Source organism: Empedobacter brevis (assembly GCF_965118635.1).
Classification (GTDB): domain Bacteria; phylum Bacteroidota; class Bacteroidia; order Flavobacteriales; family Weeksellaceae; genus Empedobacter; species Empedobacter brevis_A.
Genome location: NZ_CBCPHV010000001.1, coordinates 15,334 through 40,449, shown reverse-complemented (window position 1 = coordinate 40,449; position 25,116 = coordinate 15,334). Strand labels below are relative to the sequence as shown.

General features: G+C 30.5%; 24 protein-coding genes and 1 tRNA gene. 6 read left to right on the top strand and 19 right to left on the bottom strand.

The window, feature by feature from the left end; all coding sequences use genetic code 11:
* Positions 1-29: 29 nt before the first annotated feature.
* From ACMHJW_RS00205 to ACMHJW_RS00195, 3 genes are all read left to right on the top strand, one after another.
* Positions 30-1,130: an Mrp/NBP35 family ATP-binding protein gene (locus ACMHJW_RS00205; protein WP_413531508.1), complete on the top strand. Its 1,101-nt coding sequence runs from the start codon at positions 30-32 to the stop codon at positions 1,128-1,130.
* A gap of 14 nt (positions 1,131-1,144) precedes the next feature.
* On the top strand, positions 1,145-1,435 hold the full coding sequence (locus ACMHJW_RS00200; RefSeq protein WP_114998704.1) for a NifU family protein: 291 nt from the start codon (positions 1,145-1,147) through the stop codon (positions 1,433-1,435).
* Between the two features lie 109 nt (positions 1,436-1,544).
* Complete coding sequence (locus tag ACMHJW_RS00195) at positions 1,545-2,315, top strand: DUF3108 domain-containing protein (RefSeq protein WP_413531507.1); 771 nt, start codon at positions 1,545-1,547, stop codon at positions 2,313-2,315.
* 49 nt (positions 2,316-2,364) lie between these two features.
* Here the strand turns inward: ACMHJW_RS00195 and aat are convergent, their stop codons facing one another.
* Both aat and ACMHJW_RS00185 read right to left on the bottom strand, forming a co-directional pair.
* The gene (gene aat, locus ACMHJW_RS00190; RefSeq protein WP_413531506.1) at positions 2,365-2,997 is read right to left on the bottom strand and encodes a leucyl/phenylalanyl-tRNA--protein transferase; all 633 of its coding nucleotides are present in this window, start codon (positions 2,995-2,997) and stop codon (positions 2,365-2,367) included.
* A gap of 86 nt (positions 2,998-3,083) precedes the next feature.
* On the bottom strand, positions 3,084-3,455 hold the full coding sequence (locus tag ACMHJW_RS00185; RefSeq protein ID WP_413531505.1) for a DUF3127 domain-containing protein: 372 nt from the start codon (positions 3,453-3,455) through the stop codon (positions 3,084-3,086).
* A gap of 117 nt (positions 3,456-3,572) precedes the next feature.
* On the opposite strand from ACMHJW_RS00185, the gene ACMHJW_RS00180 reads away from it, so the two are divergent.
* Both ACMHJW_RS00180 and ACMHJW_RS00175 read left to right on the top strand, forming a co-directional pair.
* Positions 3,573-3,654 (top strand) — tRNA-Leu (locus ACMHJW_RS00180).
* 399 nt (positions 3,655-4,053) lie between these two features.
* Positions 4,054-4,257 (top strand): CsbD family protein, encoded by a 204-nt coding sequence (locus ACMHJW_RS00175; protein ID WP_413531504.1) that lies wholly within the window; start codon positions 4,054-4,056, stop codon positions 4,255-4,257.
* 47 nt (positions 4,258-4,304) lie between these two features.
* Here the strand turns inward: ACMHJW_RS00175 and ACMHJW_RS00170 are convergent, their stop codons facing one another.
* The 15 genes from ACMHJW_RS00170 to ACMHJW_RS00100 all read right to left on the bottom strand — a co-directional run bounded on the left by ACMHJW_RS00170 (position 4,305) and on the right by ACMHJW_RS00100 (position 21,006).
* Positions 4,305-5,429 carry a GNAT family N-acetyltransferase gene (locus tag ACMHJW_RS00170; protein ID WP_413531503.1) on the bottom strand — a complete coding sequence of 375 codons (1,125 nt, stop codon included), beginning with the start codon at positions 5,427-5,429 and terminating at the stop codon, positions 4,305-4,307.
* A gap of 46 nt (positions 5,430-5,475) precedes the next feature.
* Positions 5,476-5,997 (bottom strand): DUF4833 domain-containing protein, encoded by a 522-nt coding sequence (locus tag ACMHJW_RS00165; RefSeq protein ID WP_413531502.1) that lies wholly within the window; start codon positions 5,995-5,997, stop codon positions 5,476-5,478.
* Between the two features lie 48 nt (positions 5,998-6,045).
* Positions 6,046-6,648: a hypothetical protein gene (locus tag ACMHJW_RS00160; RefSeq protein WP_413531501.1), complete on the bottom strand. Its 603-nt coding sequence runs from the start codon at positions 6,646-6,648 to the stop codon at positions 6,046-6,048.
* Positions 6,648-7,292, bottom strand: a complete 645-nt coding sequence (locus tag ACMHJW_RS00155) for a DedA family protein (protein WP_413531500.1) — start codon at positions 7,290-7,292, stop codon at positions 6,648-6,650. The genes ACMHJW_RS00160 and ACMHJW_RS00155 overlap by 1 nt, the downstream gene beginning before the upstream one ends.
* Before the next feature lie 51 nt (positions 7,293-7,343).
* Complete coding sequence (locus tag ACMHJW_RS00150) at positions 7,344-8,015, bottom strand: DedA family protein (protein WP_413531499.1); 672 nt, start codon at positions 8,013-8,015, stop codon at positions 7,344-7,346.
* 8 nt (positions 8,016-8,023) lie between these two features.
* Complete coding sequence (locus ACMHJW_RS00145) at positions 8,024-8,389, bottom strand: YraN family protein (protein ID WP_413531498.1); 366 nt, start codon at positions 8,387-8,389, stop codon at positions 8,024-8,026.
* A gap of 9 nt (positions 8,390-8,398) precedes the next feature.
* On the bottom strand, positions 8,399-9,034 hold the full coding sequence (upp, locus tag ACMHJW_RS00140) for a uracil phosphoribosyltransferase (protein WP_413531497.1): 636 nt from the start codon (positions 9,032-9,034) through the stop codon (positions 8,399-8,401).
* 3 nt (positions 9,035-9,037) lie between these two features.
* Entirely contained in the window at positions 9,038-9,976 is a 939-nt protein-coding gene (locus tag ACMHJW_RS00135; RefSeq protein ID WP_413531496.1) for a S66 peptidase family protein, read from the bottom strand.
* An 86-nt stretch (positions 9,977-10,062) separates the two neighbouring features.
* Entirely contained in the window at positions 10,063-12,477 is a 2,415-nt protein-coding gene (locus ACMHJW_RS00130) for a TonB-dependent receptor (protein ID WP_413531495.1), read from the bottom strand.
* Between the two features lie 420 nt (positions 12,478-12,897).
* Positions 12,898-15,354 (bottom strand): TonB-dependent receptor, encoded by a 2,457-nt coding sequence (locus tag ACMHJW_RS00125; protein WP_413531494.1) that lies wholly within the window; start codon positions 15,352-15,354, stop codon positions 12,898-12,900.
* A 201-nt stretch (positions 15,355-15,555) separates the two neighbouring features.
* A complete protein-coding gene (gene nadC / locus ACMHJW_RS00120) occupies positions 15,556-16,416 on the bottom strand; it encodes a carboxylating nicotinate-nucleotide diphosphorylase (RefSeq protein ID WP_413531493.1) in 861 nt (286 codons plus the stop codon).
* The gene (locus ACMHJW_RS00115; RefSeq protein ID WP_413531492.1) at positions 16,416-17,306 is read right to left on the bottom strand and encodes a hypothetical protein; all 891 of its coding nucleotides are present in this window, start codon (positions 17,304-17,306) and stop codon (positions 16,416-16,418) included. The genes nadC and ACMHJW_RS00115 overlap by 1 nt, the downstream gene beginning before the upstream one ends.
* Entirely contained in the window at positions 17,306-18,871 is a 1,566-nt protein-coding gene (gene nadB / locus ACMHJW_RS00110) for an L-aspartate oxidase (RefSeq protein WP_413531491.1), read from the bottom strand. Before nadB ends, ACMHJW_RS00115 begins: the two co-directional genes overlap by 1 nt.
* Positions 18,871-19,875 (bottom strand): quinolinate synthase NadA, encoded by a 1,005-nt coding sequence (nadA, locus tag ACMHJW_RS00105; RefSeq protein WP_413531490.1) that lies wholly within the window; start codon positions 19,873-19,875, stop codon positions 18,871-18,873. Before nadA ends, nadB begins: the two co-directional genes overlap by 1 nt.
* A 12-nt stretch (positions 19,876-19,887) precedes the next feature.
* On the bottom strand, positions 19,888-21,006 hold the full coding sequence (locus tag ACMHJW_RS00100; RefSeq protein ID WP_413531489.1) for a C1 family peptidase: 1,119 nt from the start codon (positions 21,004-21,006) through the stop codon (positions 19,888-19,890).
* Positions 21,007-21,366: 360 nt separating this feature from the next.
* Between ACMHJW_RS00100 and ACMHJW_RS00095 the strand changes: the two genes are divergently transcribed.
* Positions 21,367-22,722 (top strand): orotate phosphoribosyltransferase, encoded by a 1,356-nt coding sequence (locus ACMHJW_RS00095; RefSeq protein WP_413531488.1) that lies wholly within the window; start codon positions 21,367-21,369, stop codon positions 22,720-22,722.
* Between the two features lie 71 nt (positions 22,723-22,793).
* Here ACMHJW_RS00095 and ACMHJW_RS00090 read toward each other — a convergent pair whose 3' ends face one another.
* Both ACMHJW_RS00090 and trmB read right to left on the bottom strand, forming a co-directional pair.
* Positions 22,794-24,245: a M20/M25/M40 family metallo-hydrolase gene (locus ACMHJW_RS00090; RefSeq protein ID WP_413531487.1), complete on the bottom strand. Its 1,452-nt coding sequence runs from the start codon at positions 24,243-24,245 to the stop codon at positions 22,794-22,796.
* A 94-nt stretch (positions 24,246-24,339) separates the two neighbouring features.
* Positions 24,340-25,017: a tRNA (guanosine(46)-N7)-methyltransferase TrmB gene (trmB, locus tag ACMHJW_RS00085; RefSeq protein ID WP_413531486.1), complete on the bottom strand. Its 678-nt coding sequence runs from the start codon at positions 25,015-25,017 to the stop codon at positions 24,340-24,342.
* Between the last annotated feature and the right edge of the window lie 99 nt (positions 25,018-25,116).

The window sequence follows — 25,116 nt, the reverse complement described above, 5'->3', positions numbered from 1 at the left end:
TCGTAATTTTGTATAATTAAATTTAAAAGATGGCTTACACAAGAGATCAAATATATCAAGTATTAGAAGAGTTGGGTATTCGTAATTGGATGCGTAACACTCAAATTGTGGGAAATGATATTATTTTGGATATTGTTTCTCCTTCGCCAGCAATGCACGAACGCAAGCGTTTAGAAGTTGCATTAAAAAATGCATTTAAAGAAAGTTTACCTGGAGCAAATCTTAAAATTAACATTTCTGTTGAAGTTGAAGAAAAAGATCCAAGCGAAATAAAAGGAACTGAATTACCAGGTGTTAAAAATATTATTGCGATCGCTTCAGGAAAAGGAGGTGTTGGTAAATCTACTGTTTCATCAAACTTAGCCATTAGTTTAGCAAACATGGGATTCAAAGTTGGTTTATTAGATGCTGATATCTACGGACCTTCTATGCCAATTATGTTCGATTGTCAAGATGCACGTCCATATTCTGTAGAAGTTAATGGAAAAACAAAAATAAAACCAGTAGAAGCATACGGAATCAAAATTTTATCAATCGGATTCTTTGCTGATACAGACCAAGCAATTGTTTGGAGAGGACCAATGGCTGCAAAAGCGTTAAATCAAATGATTCGTGATGCACATTGGGGAGAATTAGATTTCTTATTAATTGATTTACCTCCTGGAACAGGAGATATTCATTTATCTATCGTTCAACAAGTTCCAATCACAGGAGCAGTTGTTGTTTCTACACCTCAAAACATAGCATTAGCAGATGCTAAAAAAGGAGTTGGGATGTTCCAAATGCAAGCTATTAATGTTCCTGTTTTAGGAATTGTAGAAAATATGGCGTATTTTACACCAGAAGAATTACCTAACAACAAATATTATATCTTTGGACAAAATGGTGCAAAGAACTTAGCAGAACAAATTGGAGTACCTTTCTTAGGTGAAATTCCAATTGTACAATCTATTCGCGAAGCTGCCGACATTGGTCGTCCAGCTGCAATGCAAGAAGATACTGTTGTCGCTAATGTTTACAAAGAAATCGCACGAAATACAGTACAAAGTTTAGTAGAACGTAACAACACTTTGCCTCCAACAGAAGCCGTTCGTATTACAACGATGGCAGGTTGTTCAGCAAAAAATTAAAAAAAGAAAAGATCATGACTCCAGAAGAAAAATATTCAGAAGTTGAAAAGGCCTTAACTGAAATTAGACCATTCTTAAATTCAGATGGAGGCGATATCGAATTAGTATCTGTCGAAGATAATATTGTAAAAGTTCGCCTTACAGGTGCATGTATAGCATGTTCTGTCAACCAAATGACATTAAAATCAGGTGTTGAAATGACCATTAAAAAATATGTACCTGAAATTGTTTCAGTTATCAATGTTTCAGATTTTGAAACTTCGACTGAAGCTGATCAGATATCTTCTTTGAAAGAAGAAAATTAGAATATCGTTTTATTCCAATAAATAAAAACGCCTTTATATCAATTTATAAAGGCGTTTTATTATTTTTGGCAAACAATTTGAATCTTAACCACAAAACGAAAATTTGAAAATGAAAAAATATATTTTATTTTTTACTTTTATTCTCCTTTCATTCGCTGTTCCATTAAATGCCCAAACTAATTATAAAGTCGGAGAAAGCCTTAAATTTAGAGTTCATTATTCTGGACTAAATGCTGGCTTTGCAACCATAGATGTACGTGAAGCAACATTGAATGGTAAAAGCCATTACCATATAGTAGGAAAAGGAAATTCTTCGGGTGCTGTGCGAGCTTTTTTTAAAGTTGATGATAACTACGAATCATATATCGACAAAACTGATCTAAAACCAACTAAATTTATTCGAAACGTTGTAGAAGGAAGTTATAAACGTCATCAAATCTATTATTTTGATCATGCAAATAAAAAAGCAAAAGTTGAAAATAAACGAGATGGAAAAATAACAACCGAAACAATTCCATACGATGCACAAGATTTACTTTCCGCTTTCTATAATTTACGTAATGCAGATCATTCTAAATTGAAAACAGGAGATTTTTTGAATGAAAATATTTTTCTAGGTGACGAAACATTAAAGTTTCGATTAAAAGTTTTGGGACGTGAAACTCTAAAAACAAAATTCGGAAAAATTGCAGCAATCAAAATTCGTCCTTATGTACAATCTGGTCGCGTATTCAAAGAATCAGAATCGGTTACGATGTGGATTTCTGATGATGATAACTTAGTTCCGCTAAAAATAAAAGCTGGTTTATTGGTTGGATCTTTAAATGCTGATCTTAACGAATATAAAAATTTAAAATATCCTATCACTTTTACAAAGTAAGTGATTCACATAAAAAAAATCCGACAATTATTTTATTTGTCGGATTTTTTTATTTCTCCAAATATTCTAGAAATACATCGCTTGGGATTTCCATTGCACCCAAACTTGCCAAATGTTCGGTATAAACTTGGCAATCGATTAATTTATATTTCTTATGATATTTTGCAACAAATTGTATAAAACCTGCTTTGGAAGCGTTGCTTACTTTCGCAAACATACTTTCTCCACAGAAAACTTCTCCCATATCAATACCATAAAAACCACCAACCAATTCGTCGTTTTGCCAAACTTCGATACTTTTTGCAATTCCCATTTCATGTAAAGTGCAATATGCCTCGATCATTTCATTTGTAATCCACGTTCCATCCTGATCTTTTCTATAGGCTTGCGAACAATTCGTGATTACTTCTCGGAATGCTTTATTTTCGGAATATGTAAATATTTGATCTCGAAAAACTTTCTTCATCGATTTCGAAACATGTAAATTTTCTGGAAACAAAACAAATCGATCATGAGGAAACCACCAAAGAATTGGATCTTCTTCATTGAACCAAGGAAAAATTCCTTTCTGATAAGCTAAAATAAGGCGCTCTGGGGAAAGATCTCCTCCTATTGCTATTATTCCTTCATCATTTACTTCATCGTAATCAGGAAAGATTAAATCAGAACTTAGCCAATACATATGTTTTGTTTATAATATTATTTAAAATTAAAAAAACGTGTTCAATAAAGAACACGTTTTAGTATTAATTGATGTTTTTGTCTTACTTAAAACGGTAAATCATCATCATCTCCATTAGAAAAAGTATCTACTGGAGGCGCTGCTTGAAAATTATCGTAACCTTGAGGAGCTTGTGCAGCAGCATTTGCCATATTCTCAATTCTCCATGCTTGGATAGTATTGAAATATCTTGCTACACCTTCTGGATTAATCCACTCGCGACCACGAATGTTGATAGAAACTTTCACTTCATCACCAGGTTTGTAAGCATTCAATACATCTGTCTTATCTTGTGTAAGCTCAATTAAAATATCTTGTGGATATTGTTCTTGCGTTGTAACAACGAATTCTCTTTTCTTGAAACTTGCAGTAATGTTTTGAGTTTCAAATACTTTTTTAATTCTTCCTGTAATTTCCATTTTTGTAAAAGCTTTGTACAAATTTAGAATGTAAAAAAAGATTAAAAAAATTTTATTTCGAAATTTTGTTAGAAAGAAAACTTGTGTATATTTGCAGTCCAAATCAGTGAGATTTTAGCGGGCGTGGTGGAATTGGTAGACACGCTAGACTTAGGATCTAGTGCCGCAAGGTGTGAGAGTTCGAGTCTCTCCGCCCGTACAACTTCAAAGACTTTGATAACAATTTGTTTTCAAAGTCTTTTTTTTGAATAATGAAATCGATTAATTTCGGATAACATTTCTAACTATTTCTAAAATTCTACGAATTTATAAATAATCTATTTTTTTCTTAAATTTACTCAATATAGGTTATTAAGTTGGTTTGGTATGTATTCAAAAAGAAAAAGAAGTTTAAGATCTGGCGGAAGAACTATTTCTATTCTTGAATTTATTGTGGTAGTTATCGTCATTATAATCTTAATTTATTTAGCTGTATTCTAACTAAACAAATATGTTTTATTTAACATTATTTTATAAATATTTAAGTCTGTGTGGTTTAATATTTGTTATTTATAGTTATAGTAACAAATTTATTCACAACTTATAAAAAACAAAAATTATGGACAAATTAGAATTAGAAGGAAAATGGAATAGAATCAAAGGTGCTGTAAAACAAAAATACGGTGATTGGTTCGATGACGATAAAGCATATGCTGAAGGAAAATATGACGAAGTTGTAGGAAAAATTCAGGAAAAAACGGGAAAATCTAGAGAAGAAATTGAAAAAACAATCAAAGATTGGAAAGAAGACGATCAAGATTAATTCACTATTTTTCAATAAAAAAGGTTAGGACAAAATCCTAACCTTTTTTACTGCGTTATATTTTTATAAAATGTTTTTCTTCGTTTATGCACAATAGGATCAAAATCTTTCCAAAGTTGTTGAACTTTTGTATTTTCTTCAAGCAACGGATTCGTTTCTAAAGTTTTAATTCCTCTAGCTATAAATCGATCATAAAGTTCTTTAAAAATCAATGCATTTACTCCTTTGTTTTGATAATTAGGATCAATTCCGATTAAATAAAACTCGACATGATCATTCTTTTTTTGTGCTTGCAATAAATGCCACCAACCAAATGGAAATAATTTTCCTTTTGTTTTCTGAAACGCTTTCGAAAAAGAAGGCATCGTAATCGCAAAAGCAATCATTTTGTTGTTTTTATCTTTTACACAAGAAATAAAATCTGGATGGAGAAATTTCAGGTATTTCTTCTTGTAATGTTCTACCTGAAATTTTTCTATTGGGACAAAACTTTGTAATTCTGCGTAAGTTAAATTCAACAAATCGAACATTTCGTCTACATATGGTAACATTTCGTCTATTGTGTTAAATTTATACGTATCAATTTCGTACCGTTTTTTGAGAATTTCACACAATTTATCCATTTGTTTCACCTTACCTAAATTTGCAAGCTCAATAGAATATTCTAACCATTCTGCTTTTGGTTGATAACCTAGTTTTTGTAAATATTTTGGGTAATATTCATAATTATATAAGCCGATTAAAGTTGCAACTTTATCAAAACCTTCTGTTAATATCCCTGCTTTATCCATATTAGAAAATCCCATAGGACCTTCTATATAACTAAGTTTATTATCCTTAGCAATGTTTTCAACAGTTGTTAATAAGGCTTTTAGAATGTTGATATCATCTTTAAAAACTAACCATCCGAAACGCATTTTCGTTTTTCCGAGTTCTTTTACTTCTGTCCAATTAATAATTGAAACAATCCGTCCAACAACTTCTTTATCTTTATAAGCTAAGAAATACTTTGCTTCTACTGTTTTGAAAATAGCATTTTTTTTATCGAAACTCGCTAGTTCATCTTTCTTCAAAGAAGGCACCCAATAAGGATTGTCTTTATATATTTGAAAAGGTAAATCGACAAATGTTTTCATTTCTTTCGACGATTTCACCTCTTTTACTTCGATCATATAATTTTAAATTGGTCTTTCAAATTCTAATTTAGGGAGATTTTTTTTAGAGAACTATTTTCTCTTCTACAGATTTTCCATTTTTATCTTTTCCGTAAAATAAAATATAATCAAGTTTAACCGAAATTCCAGCAGTTCCTTTTTTCTGTTTTAGGAAAACACGATTTAATGTTATCAATTTATTATTAATAGTTGTTTGAACAATTGGATTTTTCTGATGATCAAGTTTCAACGTTAATTTTTGAGAAGGATAAGAAACCAATGTTAATTGAAAAACATTTTTTTCTGCTTTTTTAATCTCTAAACCGTATGCTAATTTTTTTTGAATGGAAGTTAGCGGCTTTTTTTCTCCATTTTCTGCATAAAGAATACGATAAATATCAACTGGATTTTCATCATTTAAAACACCTTTACTTGAAAAAATAGCATCATATACAAACGTATTTTTATTTTCGTTGTGCTGAATATAAAATAATCTATTTTCTGATTTTGGAGGAATGGGATAACCATGTTGAGCTTGCACAAAAAAAGAAATGACAAAAGAGAAAAGAATTAAAATATTTTTCATTGGTTGATGTTTTTAAAGTTAGAAGATAAGAAATATTTAAGTTACGAACTATATCCAAATAAAAAGTTTCGAAACTTTAACTTGTTCTATTTTATTGTGATCAAGAAAATCTTGCGGAAAGTTAATTGCATCAGAAATGGAAACAATTTTATCATTCAATATAAAATTGTATTTACCAAGATTAGTTTGATACTTAGAACTTTTACGAGGAACTTCTTGATTAATTTTCTTCATTTGATCTTCTAAATCTATTGTAATTTCTGTTTGTTTTTCAACAATTAATAAAGTCTTTTTGTTCCTAAAAAAATATATCTGACGTTTAGATTCTCTCCACAAATGATTATAAATATTAGCAATTGGAATACAAAAAGCTAAGAATAGAAATGATGAAATACAACCAACAATACTATTAGTTAATGTAAATTCCATTGCAAATAAAGTTTTATAAGCCACAAATAAAAAAGTAAAACAAAGACAAATTAAAAGAATCATTAAGAAAATTAAATGATACTTTAGAAATCCAATTTTAACTTCAATAACTTCATCATTATAGTGTTTATATTGGTTTTGAGAATTAACGATAAATAAAATAATTGGTAGAAAAATCATTAATAAAAGTAAGATTATAAAAATTGTATTTTCTGTATTCATCATGCTTTTTTGTTACGTTTTTCTTTTAAGAACTCTATTAGAATTGGTAACAATGAAAAGAGAATAATTACCATTACAACAATTTCAAAATTATTTTTGACAAGCGGAATCGTACCTAAAAAATAACCGATTAATGTTATTCCAAAAACCCAAATAGTTCCTCCTACGAAATTGTATTTGATAAATGTGCCGTAATGCATTTTAGATATTCCTGCAACGAATGGTGCTAAAGTTCTAACAATTGGTACAAAACGAGCGATAACAATTGTTTTTGAACCATATTTTTTAAAGAAATCTTCTGTTTTTTGGATGGCAGAATCTCTTATAATACGTTTTCCTAAAATTTTGGTTGTAACTAATTTTGTTCCCAAAGTTTTACCAATTGTATAATTCACCGTATCGCCTGCAATTGCAGCTATCCAGAGTAATCCTAAAACAGCATAAATATTTAATTGTTCAGGAAAACTAGCCGCTAACATTCCTGCTGCAAATAATAATGAATCGCCAGGCAAAAAAGGAAGCACAACCAAACCCGTTTCTATAAAGATTAGTAGAAATAAAATTAAGTAAAACCAGTTTTGGTATTCATTCAAAATTGTTTCTAGATATTTATCGATATGTAGTATATAATCTAAAAGTTCCATAATTTAAAGGTATAAAAAAACTCGACCGAAGTCGAGTTATATTTTAGATTCTTAATCTTGTTCAGCTATCTTTTTTTTGCCAAGTTTTTCTTTAATAATTTCGACAAAAATTGGAAGAATGGAAATAATTGTTATTCCTAAAATAACTTTAGAAAAATTATCTTGAACCCATTGAATATTTCCTAAAAAGTATCCAATAAGCGTTAAGCCAACTACCCACAAAACTGCTCCAATTACATTGTATGTAATAAAAATTGAGTATCCCATTCGCCCAATTCCAGCAACGAAAGGTGCTAAAGTTCTAACGATTGGAACGAAACGAGCAATTACAATTGTTTTTGAACCATATTTTTCGTAAAACTCATGTGTTTTTGTGATATGTTCTTCTTGGATGAAATTTTTTCCAAAAATCTTGACTTTAGTCGCTTTATATCCTACTTTTTTACCAATTGTATAATTTAATGTATCACCAAGCACGGCGGCCACCAAAAGAATGGCAATCATAATCCATACATTCATGTCATTTGTTTCTTGCGCTGCTAACATACCAGCCGCAAACAACAATGAATCTCCTGGTAAAAAAGGCATCACAACTACACCTGTTTCAACAAAAATGATTAAAAATAAAATTCCATAAAGCCACAGACCATATTCATTTGCAAATTCTGCTAAATGTTGGTCGATGTGCATAATAAAGTCAAAAAGACTCATAAATACTTCCATAAAGTTGATTATATTTCTGAAGCGTTGAATGCATTTTGGATATGATTAACGCTCCAAGATTGTTGTATTTTTAAAAGTGCTAAAATATCAAATCTTACTTCACAAATAAAATTATTTTTCTGAATAAAATCATCTGCAGCAAGAATTAACAATTTCTTCTTCTTTGTGTTAACGGAACTTTCTGGTTCTGCAACACGATTGGAAGAACGGCTTTTTACTTCTATAATAACAATCTCATTTTCTAATTGTGCAATAATATCGATTTCGGCTTTTCTAAAAAAATAATTTCGAGCTAATATTTTATATCCATTTCGGATTAAATAATTAGCTGCAAAATCCTCTGCTTCTTTTCCAAAATCGTAACTAATGCTCATTCATAAAAATTATTTTGTTCCGTACAAACGATCTCCAGCATCACCTAAACCTGGTACAATATATCCGTCTTCGTTCAATTTTTCATCTAAAGCTGCTAAGAAAATTGGAACTTCTGGATAAACATTTTGTACTGCTTCTACTCCTTCTGGACAACCAACCAAACAAGCTAAACGAACTGATTTCGCTCCTTTTTCTTTTAGAATTTCTATTGCTTTAATTGCAGAACCTCCAGTTGCTAACATTGGATCAACCAATATTACATCACGAGAATCTAAATCAGTTGGTAATTTGCATAAATACTCTACTGGTTGTAATGTATCGTGATCTCTGTAAAGCCCAATATGACCAACTTTAGCTGTAGGAATTAGCTGATGAATTCCTTTTACCATTCCCAATCCTGCACGTAAAATAGGAACGATAGCCATATCATTTCCTTTTAATTTATAACCAATTGTTTTTGTGATTGGTGTTTCAACTTCTATTTCTTCCAACTCAATATTACGAGTGATTTCGTAACACATTAATCCTGAAATTTCGTCAACCAACTCTCCAAATTCTTTTGTGGTTGTATTTTTATCACGCATTTGCGTAATTTTTGCTTTTACTAAGGGATGAGTAATAACTGTTAAATTATCTTGTTTCATATATTAATCTATAAAATACAAATTTACATTTTTTGAAGTAACATTTAGCTGAACTTTCGCACCCATTTTTAATGCTAAATTGTGACCTGTATGTCCAGCAGGAAAACCAAAAGTGATTGGTATATTTAAATTTTGAGTAAATGCATGGATGATTTCGTAAGTTTTGGGATCAAATGGATGATTGAAGTTTTCGGAATTTTCTTCTTCTGTATCCATATGAGTGAAACTTCCTAATATAATTCCTTTGACTTGATTAAGAATTCCATTGCGTTTAAGGTTCATCAACATTCGATCAACTGCGTACCAATTCTCGAACCAATCTTCTAAAAATAAAATTTTATCTGAAGGATTTATAATCGCAGATTCGCTTCCTAAAAGTGAATACACGATGGATAAATTTCCTCCAACTAATTCGCCTTTTGCTTCTCCTAATTGATTATATGGATGAGTTTCTATTTCATACTGAATTTGATCTCCAACTAAAGTATTATAAACACTTTGATAAGAATCTGGATGATAATCGACATTTGCTAGTTTTTTAGCCGTAACTCCATGCAAAGTTTGAAATCCCAAACGATTAAAATGATTATGAAAAACTGTAATATCTGAATAACCAATAATCCATTTTGGATTCTTTTTGAAGTTTGTTAAATTTAATTCATCAATAATTTTTACAGATCCATATCCTCCTCGAGCGCACCAAATCGCTTTTATTTCATCATCATCTAATACCCATTGAAAATCTTCAGTTCTTATCTCATCTGTTCCTGCATATTTATATCCAAAATCATATTCAGCATAAAGGTTTTTACTCAATACAGGAATTAATTTCCAAGATTTTATTAATTCTATTGCTTCGTCTAATTCTCCTTGCAACATTCGTTTTGCAGGTGCTACGATTGCTATTTTATCACCTTCTTTTAGAAAATCGGGTTGAATCATTTTCTCTATAAAATTTTAGTAAAGGTAAACACAAAAAAAAGACGAACTACATGAGTTCGTCTTTTTGTTATATATTCTATATTCAATTAAAAAGTAAATTTAACTGTCGCATTCCAAGTTCTTCCATAACCGAAATACACTTGATTATTTACATTTAATCCATCATAAGCATTTGCTCCCTTATAATCCTTTTGATAGTTTGTTCTCGCTTCAGAAATATAAATATGATTTAACACATTATTTACATTTAATCGTAATGTTAATTTATTTTTCTTCGTTAAGTTATGATGCCAAGTAATACCAGCATCCATTACAGAATAATCTGGTAATTTTAAATTTCCAGATCCATTATTTTTTGTATCTGTCGAAACTTGAGTTACTTGTGAAGAGTATAAATCTGCATTATAACGATAATCTGCATCAACAGACAATCCTTTAATAAACTCATAATTAACACCTAAACCAAATTGAGTTTGAGCAGATCCACCTACTTTTAAATTATTAAAATTCTGTGTATCTTCTGGTGTATAGATCTCTTGATTTTCAGTGTAAACAGTAGTACTTGAATTTCCTTTATATCTCCAATCTCCTAACGATCCAAAACCTGTCAACGTTATTTCTCTAATTGGTTTATAATTTAATTCAAGTTCAATACCTTTATGCTCTTGTTTTACACCTCGATTAACTGTATATAAGAATTGTTGTAATATTTCATCAAATCGACTTGTAGAAGTTATACGATTCTCCCAAGTTGTGTAATATAAATTTAAGTTTGCCCAAAAATTTCTAGATTTAAATTTGTAACCAGCTTCAAGACCTAAAATTTCTTCGTTTTTAGCAAATGGATTGACATCATTCTTAAAATTCATGAAGATATTATTCTGATATGGTTGACGAGAATAAAATCCTGCATTTGCAAAAATTTGATGATCATTCGCTATTTTATAACTAGCTCCTGCTTTTAAATTATAACCCCATTTATCAATTTTTTCAGACTTTTCATTCCCTACTGTATAATTAAAAAAGTCTACACGTTCGTTCGTTTGATTTGAGACAGAACCTTGAAAAAATGCAGATACATTTCTATTTGAATATTCAAATTGAGCAAATAGTCCTCCATAATTAATTTTTTGATCATAATCCCAGCCTAATTTTTGATTATAATGCTTAGCATATCCATTTAAAGCAGACCAAGGATTTTTTGAATATAATTTATTGATTTGATAATCTGAATATTGTTTGTTTACTTTTACAGTAAAATAATCTCCACCCAATAAATCGTTTAATTGTTGAAAATGCTCTCCTTTGTACATACGAGCATCAACCCCTACATTAAAATTAAAATAATCGTTTATTTTATAATTTAAATTAGATACTACTCCATACCATTGATGATTGTTAATTGAAGAATAAATTTTTCCTTTAGCTTCTCCTCCATTAATTGATTGACTATCAAAAACTGATTGAATATTTGTTAGGCCACTAACTGGATCATTACTTATTCCACTTGGCTGTGATCCACCTCCTCTACCCCAGGATGCATACAGAACAGTTGACAATGATAATTTATCATTTATATCCCAATCCCAATTTAAGTTCGCTACTGGTTTATGATAATAATTACGTCTAGTATTATATTCATTTCCGTGTAAATATCCAAAATTACTATTGTATTTTCTACCGTAAGTTAAATATTTATCAATTGTATTACTTGAGTTTTGATCATGCCATTGAGGAGCACCTGTAATCATTAAATTTAAAGTATGATTTCTAGCTGGTTTATAACCTACAGATAAAAAATAAGTTTGCCCTTGTCCAGCATTTCCTCTATTATATCCATCACCTTGCCAATGAGACATCATAACAGAAACACCAAATTTATTATTAATTAATCCCGTATTATACCCTAGTGTAGATTTAAAAAAATAGTTATTTCCTATTCCCGCATTAAAGAATCCTCCCTCTTTTTTATCTGTTGCTTTTGTAACAAAGTTATATGTACCACCAACAGAAGATATAGCTAATTTAGAGGAACCTAAACCTCGCTGAATTTGAACTGCACTAGCTATATCCGCTAAACCTGACCAATTAGACCAATATACACTACCGTTATCCATTCCATTAATTGGTTGTCCATTAAATAAAAATGCTGTATTAGATTGATCAAAACCACGAGTTACAACTCTTGACTCTCCAAAACCACCTCCTTGTCCAGCAACTGTAACTGCTGGAGTATTTACAAATGCTTGAGTAATATCTAGTGCTCCTCCTGCTTTTTGTTCAATTATTTCTTTACTAATTGTTGTTGCTGCAATTGGCGTTTTACGATCATCTTGTAAGTCGATTACACCTTTACCAATGATTAACGTTTCTCCTAAAGATACATTTTCGTCATGTTGAACCTTTGTAGAATCTGTTTGCTCAACAACTTGAGCGAAAGATAATGATGCCGTTAAGGCAAAAGCTCCTACGAATAAAAGCTTTACTGAGTTTAACCTCATTTTATGAAATAGTTTTAAATGTTTACCGTTGCAAATTTGAGATGTATATCTGTTAAAACCATTATAAATGTTATGTTAATTTGGTATAATTATAATAAAAACATGTTAATTACATATAACTGAAAAATATATTTAATTAAAACAAATAATTGTCAATAAAAAATTAATCACATTAATAAATATTTAAAATTTTATAAAATTTCATAACAAATAGAATCTATTAAATAATGAAAAAGATCTTTAAAATGAAATTTTATACATTATATATGTATTTTTATTCTTAAAATAAAATTATTTAGATTTATTTTAAATTACATTTCAATACTTTCTTCATTTGAGATAATTAATTACAAGACAATTGGTCATAAAAAAAGCGGACTTAAAAAAAGTCCGCTCAAATATGTTAAATTTTAATCTTTATTAGAAATTATAAGTAACACCTGCATTCCAAGTTCTACCTACTGCATATCCATATCCATTTCTATCGATTTTACTTAAATATTGGTCATTAAATAAGTTACGAACATTTCCTCTAAATTTAATAGATTGTTTTCCAAATTTAAATTCATAAGCTAACCCCGTATTAACTCGAGCAAATGGAGCAATTTTCTCTGCTTGATACACCTCTCCTTTTAATGCGCTTTTAACAACATCTTCCGTGTTCACTTGTCCATATGTACGTGCATTGTACATAAAATCTACATCCCAATATAGTTTTTTAGTAAAGTTAACTTTGGTTCCCATACCGAAAGTAAACTGAGCTGCTTCTCCGATATAAGTTCCTGTTAAATCAACATTTCCTTTTTCATAAATTTCGTCTGTATCAGTGTACATTGTTTCGAATGGAGTTGATCCATCATATTTCCAATCACCATAAGATGCGAATCCATATAAACTGAATACTTGAGAAACTCTTGCATCAAAATCAACTTCAACCCCTTTATGTATCTGTGTAATATCAGTATAAGATGTATAAATTGGACGAGTAACATCTACATTTTCTTCATTTTTAACTGTTCTAGATGATGAAAGACCTAAGAAACGATTTCCCCATTTCGTATGGTAAGCGTTAATATTAACTCTTAAATTTTTTGTTTCGTATTTGTAACCAATTTCAAAACCTATAATTTCTTCGTTTTTAACTTCTGGGTCTCGTAAATCTACTTTATTATATTCGAATACATTATCTAAAAATGGTTGACGAGAATATTTTCCTGCATTTGCAAAAACTGTATTTTCATCATTAATGTTAACAGATAAACCTCCTTTAATATTCCAACCTGTTTTATTTACTTTTTTAGATGATTTTTCTACACCTCCATAATTCCAAGTATCAAATTTTTGGTAGAATTGGTTTGATATTGCTCCTTGTGCAAATACTGTAAAGATTTCATTAGAGTATTCTACTTGTCCAAATCCTCCTTGATAGTTAATATCTTCTGAATAATCTCTACCTGATCTTTGTGATTTTTTAGCAGATTTGAATAAAGCTGACCAAGGATTTGTACTGAAGGTTTGATCAACAATTACAGCTTCATTATTTTTTCCATCTATTTTATTGTAATCTTGCCAAGAATTTAAACCAAATAAGTTATTCATTTGTTGGAAGTGATTTCCATGATAAAAACGAATATCAGCTCCTAAATTAAAATTCCAACCTGTTTTTGTATCGTAATTTAAGTTTGTTACACCTCCATACCAAAAGTGATTGTTTACAGATGTGCGAATAGCACCATTATTAATTGGCTTTCCGTTAGCATCAACCCCTCCGTTATTTCCGATTCCGTCTAAATCTAACAAGTTATTACTTTCGATTAAATCAAAATCAATTAAACCATTTTTCACTGTACTTGTAGCTCTACCAACACCAGAAGTACCACCACCTGTTCCTACAGAAGCATAAACAACAGTAGACAAGTTCATATTCTCATTAATATTCCAATCCCAGTTTAAATTAGCTACTGGTTTGTGGTAAAAGTTAGTTCTTAAATTTTCTCCTTTACCATTGTAATACCCAAAAGTGGTATTGTATTTTTTACCGTAACCATATTTTTCTGCATCAGCCCATTGTATATCACTCTTAGTATAATAATTTTGACCATGTTCTTGTGGTGCACCAAAAATCATAAAGTTTAAATTATGACGCTCACTTGGTTTGTATCCAACAGAAACAAAATATGCTTGAGAATTAGCATCTGTTCCTTGTGCCCAAGATCTATGCATAGATGTTTGGTTGAACAAGAAAGATGCTCCCCATTTACCTTTCATACCTGTATTATAAGAAACTGTAGCACTCATGTAACTATCGTTACCTGTGTTGAATCTTACAAAACCTCCTTGTTTTTTATCTGTTGCTTTTGTTACCATATTTACAGTACCACCAACAGATGAAATAGCTAATTTAGAAGATCCTAAACCACGTTGAATTTGAACTGCATTTGCAACTTCTGTCATTGCAGACCAGTTAGACCAATACAAATTACCATCTTCCATACCATTGATTGGTTGTCCGTTTAATAAGTAAGCTGTATTTTGGCTACTAAATCCACGTAAATACATTTGAGAATCTCCAAATCCACCTGATTGTCCAGAAATATAAACAGAAGGTGTTGTTGCGAAAATTTCTGGAAAATCAACATTTCCAACAGCTTTATCTTCGATAGTTGCTTTACTAATTGTAGAAACAGCTACTGGAGTTTTACGATCTTCAACGATATCAATAACTCCTTTCCCTACAATTAATGTTTCTCCTAAAGATACGTTTTCGTCATGTTCAACCTTTGTAGAATCTGTTGGTTCAACAACTTGAGCGAAAGATAATGATGCCATTAAGGCAAAAGCTCCTACAAGTAAAAGCTTAGTTGAGTTTAACCTCATCTTATGAAATAGTTTAAAAGTTTACTCTACAAATTTCTGTACTTTAAATGAAAGTATTGTTAAATTATTGTAAAATTTTAAACGTTTTATTAACATTTTAAAAGTATTTAAACTTTTATTTTTGTCAAATACATTAAAATACAACCAAATAGAAAATAAACTCTTTCTTATCTTAAAATTTTAACGAAATGTAATGTTAAATTATTTTATCGCTTTTAAGCTTAAATCAAAATTATTAGCAGAATGTATAATTGCACCTGAAGAAATAAAATCTACACCAGTTTCTGCAATTTCACGTACAGTTTCTTTTGTAATTCCGCCCGAAGCTTCGGTTTTTGTTTTTCCATTAATAAACAAAACAGCTTTCTTCATTGTTTCGAGATCAAAATTATCTAACATGATAAAATCTACATTTGCGTTCAAAGCTTCTTCGACTTCGTTCATATTACGAGTTTCGACTTCTATTTTTAAATCTAAATGATGCTTTGCTAAATAATCTTTAGTTTGCGCAACAGCTTTGGTTATGCTTCCACAAAAATCAACATGATTATCTTTTAACATCACCATATCATATAAACCAAAACGATGATTTTCTGCTCCACCAATTTTAACAGCCCATTTTTCAATCATTCTAAAATTTGGCGTTGTTTTTCGTGTATCCAAAATCTTGGTATTAGTACCTTTTACCAATTCCATCATTTCGTTTGCATAAGTGGCAATTCCAGACATTCGTTGCATACAATTCAACATTAAACGTTCACAAGTTAAGATTGATTGTGAAGATCCTTTTATCTTAAAAGCTATATCTCCAAATTGAACTTTATCTCCATCGTTCTTGAAAGTTTCGATTATAATAGATGGATCAAATGTTGAGAAAATAATTTTTGCTAATTCTATTCCAGCAATTATTCCATTATCTTTCACTTTTAGTTCTGCTTCTTGAATAGAATCGTAAGGAACGCAAGCTAATGTTGAATGATCGCCATCTCCTACATCTTCTAGGAAGGCTTGACGAATAAATAATTGTAATTTTTCTTGTGATATATATGTCGGAAGATTCATTATCTATATGTTAAAGATGCAAATTTTGATTGATTAAATTCTTTCTTGGTTTTATATTCATAATATTCGGCCCAAGTTCCGTTTTCTTCACGCACAACTGTAATTAAAACTTGTGCAGATGGATCATTTTCGAAGAAATTTTTGATTTGAAGTTTATATTCTTTATCGTCTATTTTTCCAGTTGTAATATCAATTATTCCTGACTTAAAAGCCGCATCAAAAGCTGTTGCATAAGGATCGGTAGAAGCCATTTCGAAAAGATTAGAAAACTTGCCTAAATAATATTCTCGATTTCCATTATTCCCGAAAGTTGTTAAATTAAATTCTTTATCAATTCGAACTTCTATGGTTTCATCTTCTGTTTTTAATGTAAACAAAACTCGGCTTTCTGAAGGAAAATTTTCAAAATTGTTATCTTTATCTTCCGCCACAAAACGTAAAGGCATATTAAACCTCATTTTAACAGGTTTATTTCTCTGATCTATCGCTGGCTGAATCTTGATATTATTTCTATTCATTTTATTATTCAACAAAATCAACGTTGACATTGCCACGCTATTAAAAATTGGATTTTCGCCGTCTGAAGCAATATTATCAAAATAACCTTCTTCATTAATTACAAAAGTCAATCTAGATTCTGCTTTATCTATATGTAAATAATCTGCGATATTAGAAAAATAGGCAATTTGGTTTTGTATATCTTCACTCAAATTTTTGCTCATACACGATTTTAGTTCGCTATTATCTTTTAGATTTTCGCAACCAAAATAGACAACGTTTTTCTTCGCTTCTCTACTATCAATTATGCTTTCGCTTAGTTTTTCTTTCGAATTTTGAGCAGAAGTGAAATACATTGTAAAACATGTAACGAACAGAAATAATTTCTTCATTAATTAAAATCTTTGTTATAAAAAGTTCCTCGATTCTCCTTTTGATTGATACTTTGTTCGATAATTAAATGAGCAACATCAACCAAATTTCTAAGTTCTAAAATTTTTGGCGAAACAATAGTAAAATAATAAATTTCTTTCACCATTTTTTCTATTTCATTGATTCTTTGTTGTGCAATTTGCAAACGATTATTGTTTCGTACAATTCCGACCAATTCACTCATCATTGCTTGTAATTGTTTGCGCAAATAAGAAATCAGCACTAATTCTTCTTGCACTTTCATTCCTTCTTCGTTCCATTCTGGAAACTCAAAATTATAAATCGAAAATTGATTATTACTTAATAAATCAACCGTTTTTAACGCTGCGCGATGACCAAAAACCATTGCTTCTAACAACGAATTGGAAGCTAAACGATTGGCACCATGCAAACCTGTATTTGAACATTCGCCAACAGCAAATAAATTTTCGATAGAAGTTTTTCCTTCTAAATCAACATCAATTCCGCCACATAAATAATGCGAAGCCGGAACAACAGGAACCAATTCGGTAAACATATCATATCCTTCGGATTTACATTTTTCGTAAATGTTTGGAAAATGTTCTAAGAATTTTTCTTTTTCTAAATGGCGACAATCAATGTAAACATAATCATCTCCGCGTAATTTCATTTCATTATCAATCGCTCGTGCTACAATATCTCGCGAAGCTAATTCTTCTCGTTCATCATATTTGTGCATAAACAATTCTCCATCTTTTGTACGCAATTTTGCTCCAAATCCACGAACAGCTTCAGAAATTAGAAATAATTGTCCATCGAATTCGCTGTAAAAAGCAGTTGGATGAAATTGAATAAATTGCATTCCAGAAACAGTTGCTTTTGCTCGTCGTGCCAAACCAATTCCATCTCCAGTAGCTATTATAGGATTGGTTGTATTTTTATAAACATGACCAACTCCGCCTGTTGCCAATAAAGTAACTTTAGCTAAATGTCGTTCTACTTTATCTGTATTCAAATCTAAAATATAAGCTCCGAAACATGTTGTTTCTTTAGCAGAATCATTTCCTAGATGATGTTCCGTAATTAAATCTACAACAAAATGATGTGTAAAAACTTGAATATTTGGATATTCTTTAATCACTTCTAACATTGCACGCTCAATTTCCCAACCTGTTACATCTTTGTGATGAACAATTCGGTTTTCGGAATGTCCTCCTTCTCTGCCTAAATCATAAATTCCATCGTTATTTTTATCAAAACGAACACCCCAATCTATAATTTCGTGAATGCGTTCTGGCGCTTCTTTTACAACAACTTCAACTGCATCTAATTTACATAATCCATCTCCTGCACGAAGCGTATCTTGAATATGTTTTTCGAAACTATCTTTCTCAAAATCGCTCACAACAGCAACTCCACCTTGGGCATATTTTGTATTTGTTTCGTCTTTATTTGATTTGGTTACAATTGTAATTTTTGCATCAGGATTTCGAATTGCAATTTTCAATGCATAAGAAAGTCCGGCAATTCCGGAACCAATAACTAAAACATCTTGAATTGCCATTATTTTATTTTTTCTGATAAATCTAACATACGATTAATTGCTGCTAATGCTTTTACACGTAAATTTTCTTCGATTTCTATTTCTGGCAATTCATATTTCATGCACAGATATAATTTTTCTAAAGTTGATAATTTCATATAATAACATTCGGAACAATTACACGATTCGTCTTGTACCAAAGCAGGAATTAATGTTTTATTTGGAGCCATTTTTTGCATTTCGTGCAAAATTCCTTCTTCTGTCGCAACAATAAATTCTTGTGCATCATTTTCTACTACATAATCTAACAAACGAGAAGTAGAACCAACAAAATGTGCAAATCTCAATAAATCTTCTTGTGCTTCTGGATGAGCAATTAATCTTGCATTTGGATGATCGGCCATTTGTTGTGCTATTCTTTCTAATGAAAAAGCTTCGTGCACAATACAAGCTCCGTCCCACAAAATCATTTTACGATCACAAACTTGATTCAAATATCGACCTAAATTACGATCAGGTGCAAAGATGATTTCTTGTTCTTTTGGTAAAGCATTGATAATTGCTTCCGCATTGGAAGAAGTTACAATAATATCTGATTCTGCTTTAACACCTGCATCACAGTTAATATAACTTACAACAATCGCATTTGGATGTTGCTCACGCAAACCACGCAAACCTTCTGCGGAACAAGAATCTGCTAAAGAACAACCTGCTTTTGTATCTGGTAAAACAACTTTTTTAGAGGGATTAAGAATTTTTGCTGCTTCTGCCATAAAATGGACACCACAAAAAACAATCATATCTGCTTCTGTTTTTGCTGCAGCTCGAGCTAATTGTAAAGAATCTCCTAAATAATCTGCTAAATCCTGAATTTCGCCTGATTGATAATAATGCGCTAAAATTACCGCATTTTTTTCTTTACGTAATTTATTAATTTCTGCAATCAAATCGGTTTCTTTTGGAATTTCTATATCCAAATAACCTTTGTAATCTAACTTCTCTACCGCTTGTTCTAATGTCATCATTTGTTAGTTTTTTTATTTTATTCCTAATCGCTTTTTCATTTCTTTTGACAATGCATCCTTATGTACTGTAAAAGCAATTGATTTCATTCTAAAAAAAGGTTTCGACATATAAATATGCCCATTATTACCTAAATTTTCTGTTCCCCAAGAATTCTTCACATCGTAATATTGATTTCCCAATTGATCTTTTAAAATTCCTGTAATATGCATTAAATGATCATCTTCTGTCGAATAATCTTCAAAAGCTGCTTGACGTTCTTCTGCTGAAACCCATTTTTCGGGTAAAATTTGAACAAAATAATCAGTTTCTAAACCTTCTGAAGGCCAAATTGCCATTCCATATTTTTTGGAAAATGTTTTTTCTGAAACATCTGTATCAAAAGCCGCTGTATACCCTTTATATAATGCTTCATCCAAAACATTCATATATTCATCCAACGGTAAATTATAATAGGAACCATTCGAAAAATTATCTGGAACTTGTAAAATAAATTGTGAATAATAAGGCGCTTGTTGAAAAGATGTTAAGGATACATAATCATCTGGATTAATTTTCAAGAATTTTGCAAATTCTTGTGGCGTATATTCTTTTCCTTCGTATTTGAATTTTGTTGGAGGAGTTCCTAATTTATCATTTAATTTTTGATCAAATTTAGCTTTCCAATCTGTTGTTAAATATTTTTTAGGATTTTTTACAATTGAATCTAATCCAACTTTCAAATCTTTTACTAACATTTCATGATTGTGTTTTACATCTGTTCCGTTTGCAAAACCTGCATAAACTTCATTGGGAACTAATCCATTTTTGCGAACTGAATTTAAAACATCATGTGACAAACCTCCTTCGCTGAATTGCGCTTTCCCTTGGCGATATACATAATTATACGCTTTTACAGGATAAGTATAACGAACATTATACATTTCCGATAAATCAACATCTTTTCCTGTTAAACGTTTTACTTCTGATTCTAAAAAAGATGTTGTTGAAAATGACCAACATGTCCCAGTTTTTCCTTGAGAAATAACAGGAAGCGCAGAATTATTAACTAATTCTTTGAATTTGAAAGGTGTTTCTTGTGCAGAAACCAACATACTTACAAAAGCAATGCTGGCGAATATATATTTTTTCATTTGTGTTTTTATAGAATTCAAAAGTAAAATTATTTTATGAGGTTTCTTAACGAAAAACAAGTGAAGTTTGAATAAAAAGCACAGTATTTTATCCAATTTTAAACGGTAAAAAGAATCGCTCAAAAAATATAGTTTCAAAATCAAAAACAAGAGATAAGCTATGTTTAGATGAAATTTTCGGAAATACGATGAAGATATCAATCAATTCAAAACAGAAATTCAGTATAAAATTTCAGTCTCGAAACAAATTATAAATCAAACAAGTATAAATATTCAATTTTTATTCATCTTAAAATTAATTTTAGTGAAAATGCCATAAATGACTCAAAAACCTATTAACTTTGCTCAAACATTACACAGATGCAACCAAGAGAAGATTTTTTATTGAAAGCTTACGAGCTGGGAATTATAAAATTTGGAAATTTTACTTTAAAAAGTGGTATAGAATCTCCTTTCTATGTCGATTTAAGACCTTTAGCTTCGAGTCCACAATTACTAAAAACTTTAGCAAATAACTTATTAGATTTAGTTGAAGATGTAGAGTACGACTTGATTTGTGGTGTGCCTTATGCAGCTTTGCCAATGGCGACTACAATGAGTTTAACATCAAATATTCCTTTGATTATTAAACGTAAAGAAAACAAAGGCTATGGTACTAAACGTATGGTAGAAGGTGTTTTTGCAGAAGGGCAATCTTGTCTTTTGGTAGAAGATGTAATTACTTCTGGCCAATCTTTGTTAGAAACAATTGATCAAGTTGAGCGCGAAGGTTTACGTGTAAAAGATTTGGTTGTTGTTTTGGATCGTGCGCAAGGTGGATCTGAAAAATTGAAAGAACAAGGTTACAATGTGAAAACGTTATTTACAATTCACGAAGTAATCGATATTTTACATAAATATCACCGTTTGAGCGATGCTGAAGCGAAAAAAATCAAAGACTTTTTAGCTTTACCCCCAGAGGCTGTTCCTGCAAAACAACGTATTGCGTTAGAGGACAAAAAAATTGTTCATCCAGTTGGAAAACGTTTGGTTGAATTAGCCTTGAAAAAACAATCTAATTTGATTGCTTCTGCGGATTTAATCACTTCTGACGAAATTATAGATTTCGCTAAAAAAGTTGGAGATCATATTGTTGCTTTAAAATTACATTCAGATATTATTCAAGATTTTTCGGATAACTTAATTGTCGAATTGAAGAAAATCGCTCGCGAAAAAGAATTTTTATTATTCGAAGATCGCAAGTTTGGAGATATTGGGAATACACAAGAATTACAATTTAAAAAATCGATTTACAAAATTTCTGATTGGGCAGATTTAGTAACTGTTCATCCAATTGGAGGTTTAGAATCGTTGAAAGTTTTCGAAAATACAGGAGTTATCACTATTGTAGAAATGTCTTCGAAAGGAACATTAACTGATGATTATTATTTTACGAAAGCAATAAATGTATCAGAACAATCTGGTAATGTTTTAGGAGCTGTTGCTCAACGTCAAATTCCTGATAATTTGTTATTGTTTACTCCTGGTGTTAATATCTCTTCAACTGGAGATAGCAAAGGGCAACAATACAATACGCCAGAATTAGTTTTCAAAAATTACCATACCGATTTTATGATTGTTGGTCGAGGAATTTATAAAGCTGCTGATGTAAAAACTGCAGCAAAAGAATACCAAACATTAGGTTGGATTTCTTACTTACAAAGTTTGAATGATTAAGATTTAAAATAAATTTTAAAAATATAAAAGCAAGCTATTTTAGCTTGCTTTTATATTTTTATATTTAAAATCTACTTCAACACAAATTTATGTGAAACCAAATTTCCGTTATTATCTTTAATTGTTGCAACATAAAATCCTGCTGATAAATTAGAAAGATTTATACTTCCAATAGATTTTTCTGTATGAATTGTTTTAATCATTCTTCCTGTTGCATCGATAATTTTAATTGAAATAGGAGATTTAAAATTAAGTTTATAATTCAACATTTTATTTGAAACATAAATTTTGGATAAGTTTTTATCAAGATCATTCGTTCCTAAAGAAGACGTTTTAGCAGCTTCTACCACATATTCAATTCCTAATTTCGTAAACTTTGCAGCATGCGTAGATGTATTTCCCATATTTGCATACGTATCATTTACAGAATGAATGTAAGGATTATCTTCATTCATCTTCGCTTCAAAAGGTAAAGTCGCCGCATAACCATTATCTGACCAACTAAAATGATCCGAACATCCGTAACCACATTTTGACGTATCATATGTAAATTGATGTAAGCCTGTTTTATTATATTCATCCATCAATTGCATTAAAAACGAATTGAGGTTTGCATCGCAATAATTATCTGTCATTAAGATAATATCTTTTGCAGAACCTTTGTAATTCGTCATATCAAACTGAACATAACCAATCACATTTTTATTTTCTTGGGCATATTTTTTAGCTATTTCTTTAGATCCAACCAATCCTACTTCTTCAGCAGCATATGCCATAATTTCTGTTGTACGTTGTGGTTTGAAATTATTTTTCAATAAAACACGCAATATTTCAGTAATTGTTGCAATTCCCGATGCATTATCATCCGCTCCAGGAGCAAAAGTTTGATCTGCAACCCAACCAACGGTAGAATCTGCATGACCGCCAATAATCACAAATTCATCTTTCTTTTCGCTTCCATTAAAAGTCAAAATCAATGATTTCATTGGTGTATTTACATGATCTACAATTTTTACAGCAACATCTATTCGTCCTGCATCTGCAATCATTTTCTCCCAAACTTCTTTTATCTTGAAAATAGCATCATTTGCTTCTTGTCTTGTATGATAGCGCGTTTTGAAACCTTCTAAAAGCAAAATAGTTTTCTCAATTTCTTTTACATCAACATCATTCAAAGCTGCTGTTATAAATGTTTGTTCAGAAATTGTATAATTGAAAGGTGCTCTTCTCTGCGAAGGCTTTTTTTGAAGTGATTGAAGCGCTTCTTCTTTTGTTTCTCTAAAAATATAACCATGTCCATGAGCAAACTTATGATGTAAACTCTCCGCTATTTCTGGATGAAAATAAATTACAGATAAATTATTTTCCGAAGTGATAATTTGAATTGAATCTGGTTTATTTTTTTGTAAGAAAACTGCATTTTCAGTTTCCATTGTTGCATAAACAAAGTTTTCTTTCGTTTGTGCAAAAGAGAGAATAGTACTAAATAAAAAAGGTGTAAAAAGTATACGTTTATTTTTCATAAAATCATATAAGTGTTACAACAAATATATGATTTATAAAGTATTATCAGAGTTATTTTAAAAATAAAAAAATCCATTTTTCAATGGATTTATCTTAATATTTTAATCGGAATTTTATATAGGTAATCTTTTTACCTTCTTCCAAGAATTTTGATTCGTAATACGTTTGCACTTCCGTTACAATTGCTGGAATATCCGAATGATCTGGATGATAAACATCGTGCGTAGAACGAATCACTTCGTGACCTTCGATATGAATTACACCATGTGTATAACCATGCAAAAATTCAGAATCCGTTTTCAAGTTTACTGTTCCTTCAGGTTTCAAGATTTTGCTGTATCTTTTCAAAAATTCAGGATCTGTTAAACGATGTTTTGTTCTTCTGTATTTTATTTGTGGATCTGGGAAAGTAATCCAAATTTCGCTCACTTCATTTTCTGCGAAAAGATGATCGATAATTTCGATTTGTGTTCTAAGAAATCCAGCATTTTCAATTCCTTCATCCAAACAAATTTTTGCTCCTCGCCAAAATCTCGATCCTTTAATATCTACTCCGATAAAATTACGATCCTTATCACGACGTGCCATTGCAACAGTATATTCTCCTTTTCCGCAACCAAGTTCTAAAACAATTGGATTATCGTTCTTGAAAAATTCTTTGTTCCAATTTCCTTTTAATGCAAACTCATTAATTGCCTCTTCTCGTGTTGGCTGCACAACATTCTGAAAAGTTTTATTTTCGTTAAATCTTCTGATTTTATCTTTTCCCATTTCGGATATATTTTGCGCGAAATTACAAGATTTTGATTAATCTAAAAAACTGTTCTCAAAACACATAAATATCATCTAATAGTATTTATGTAAAAAGGT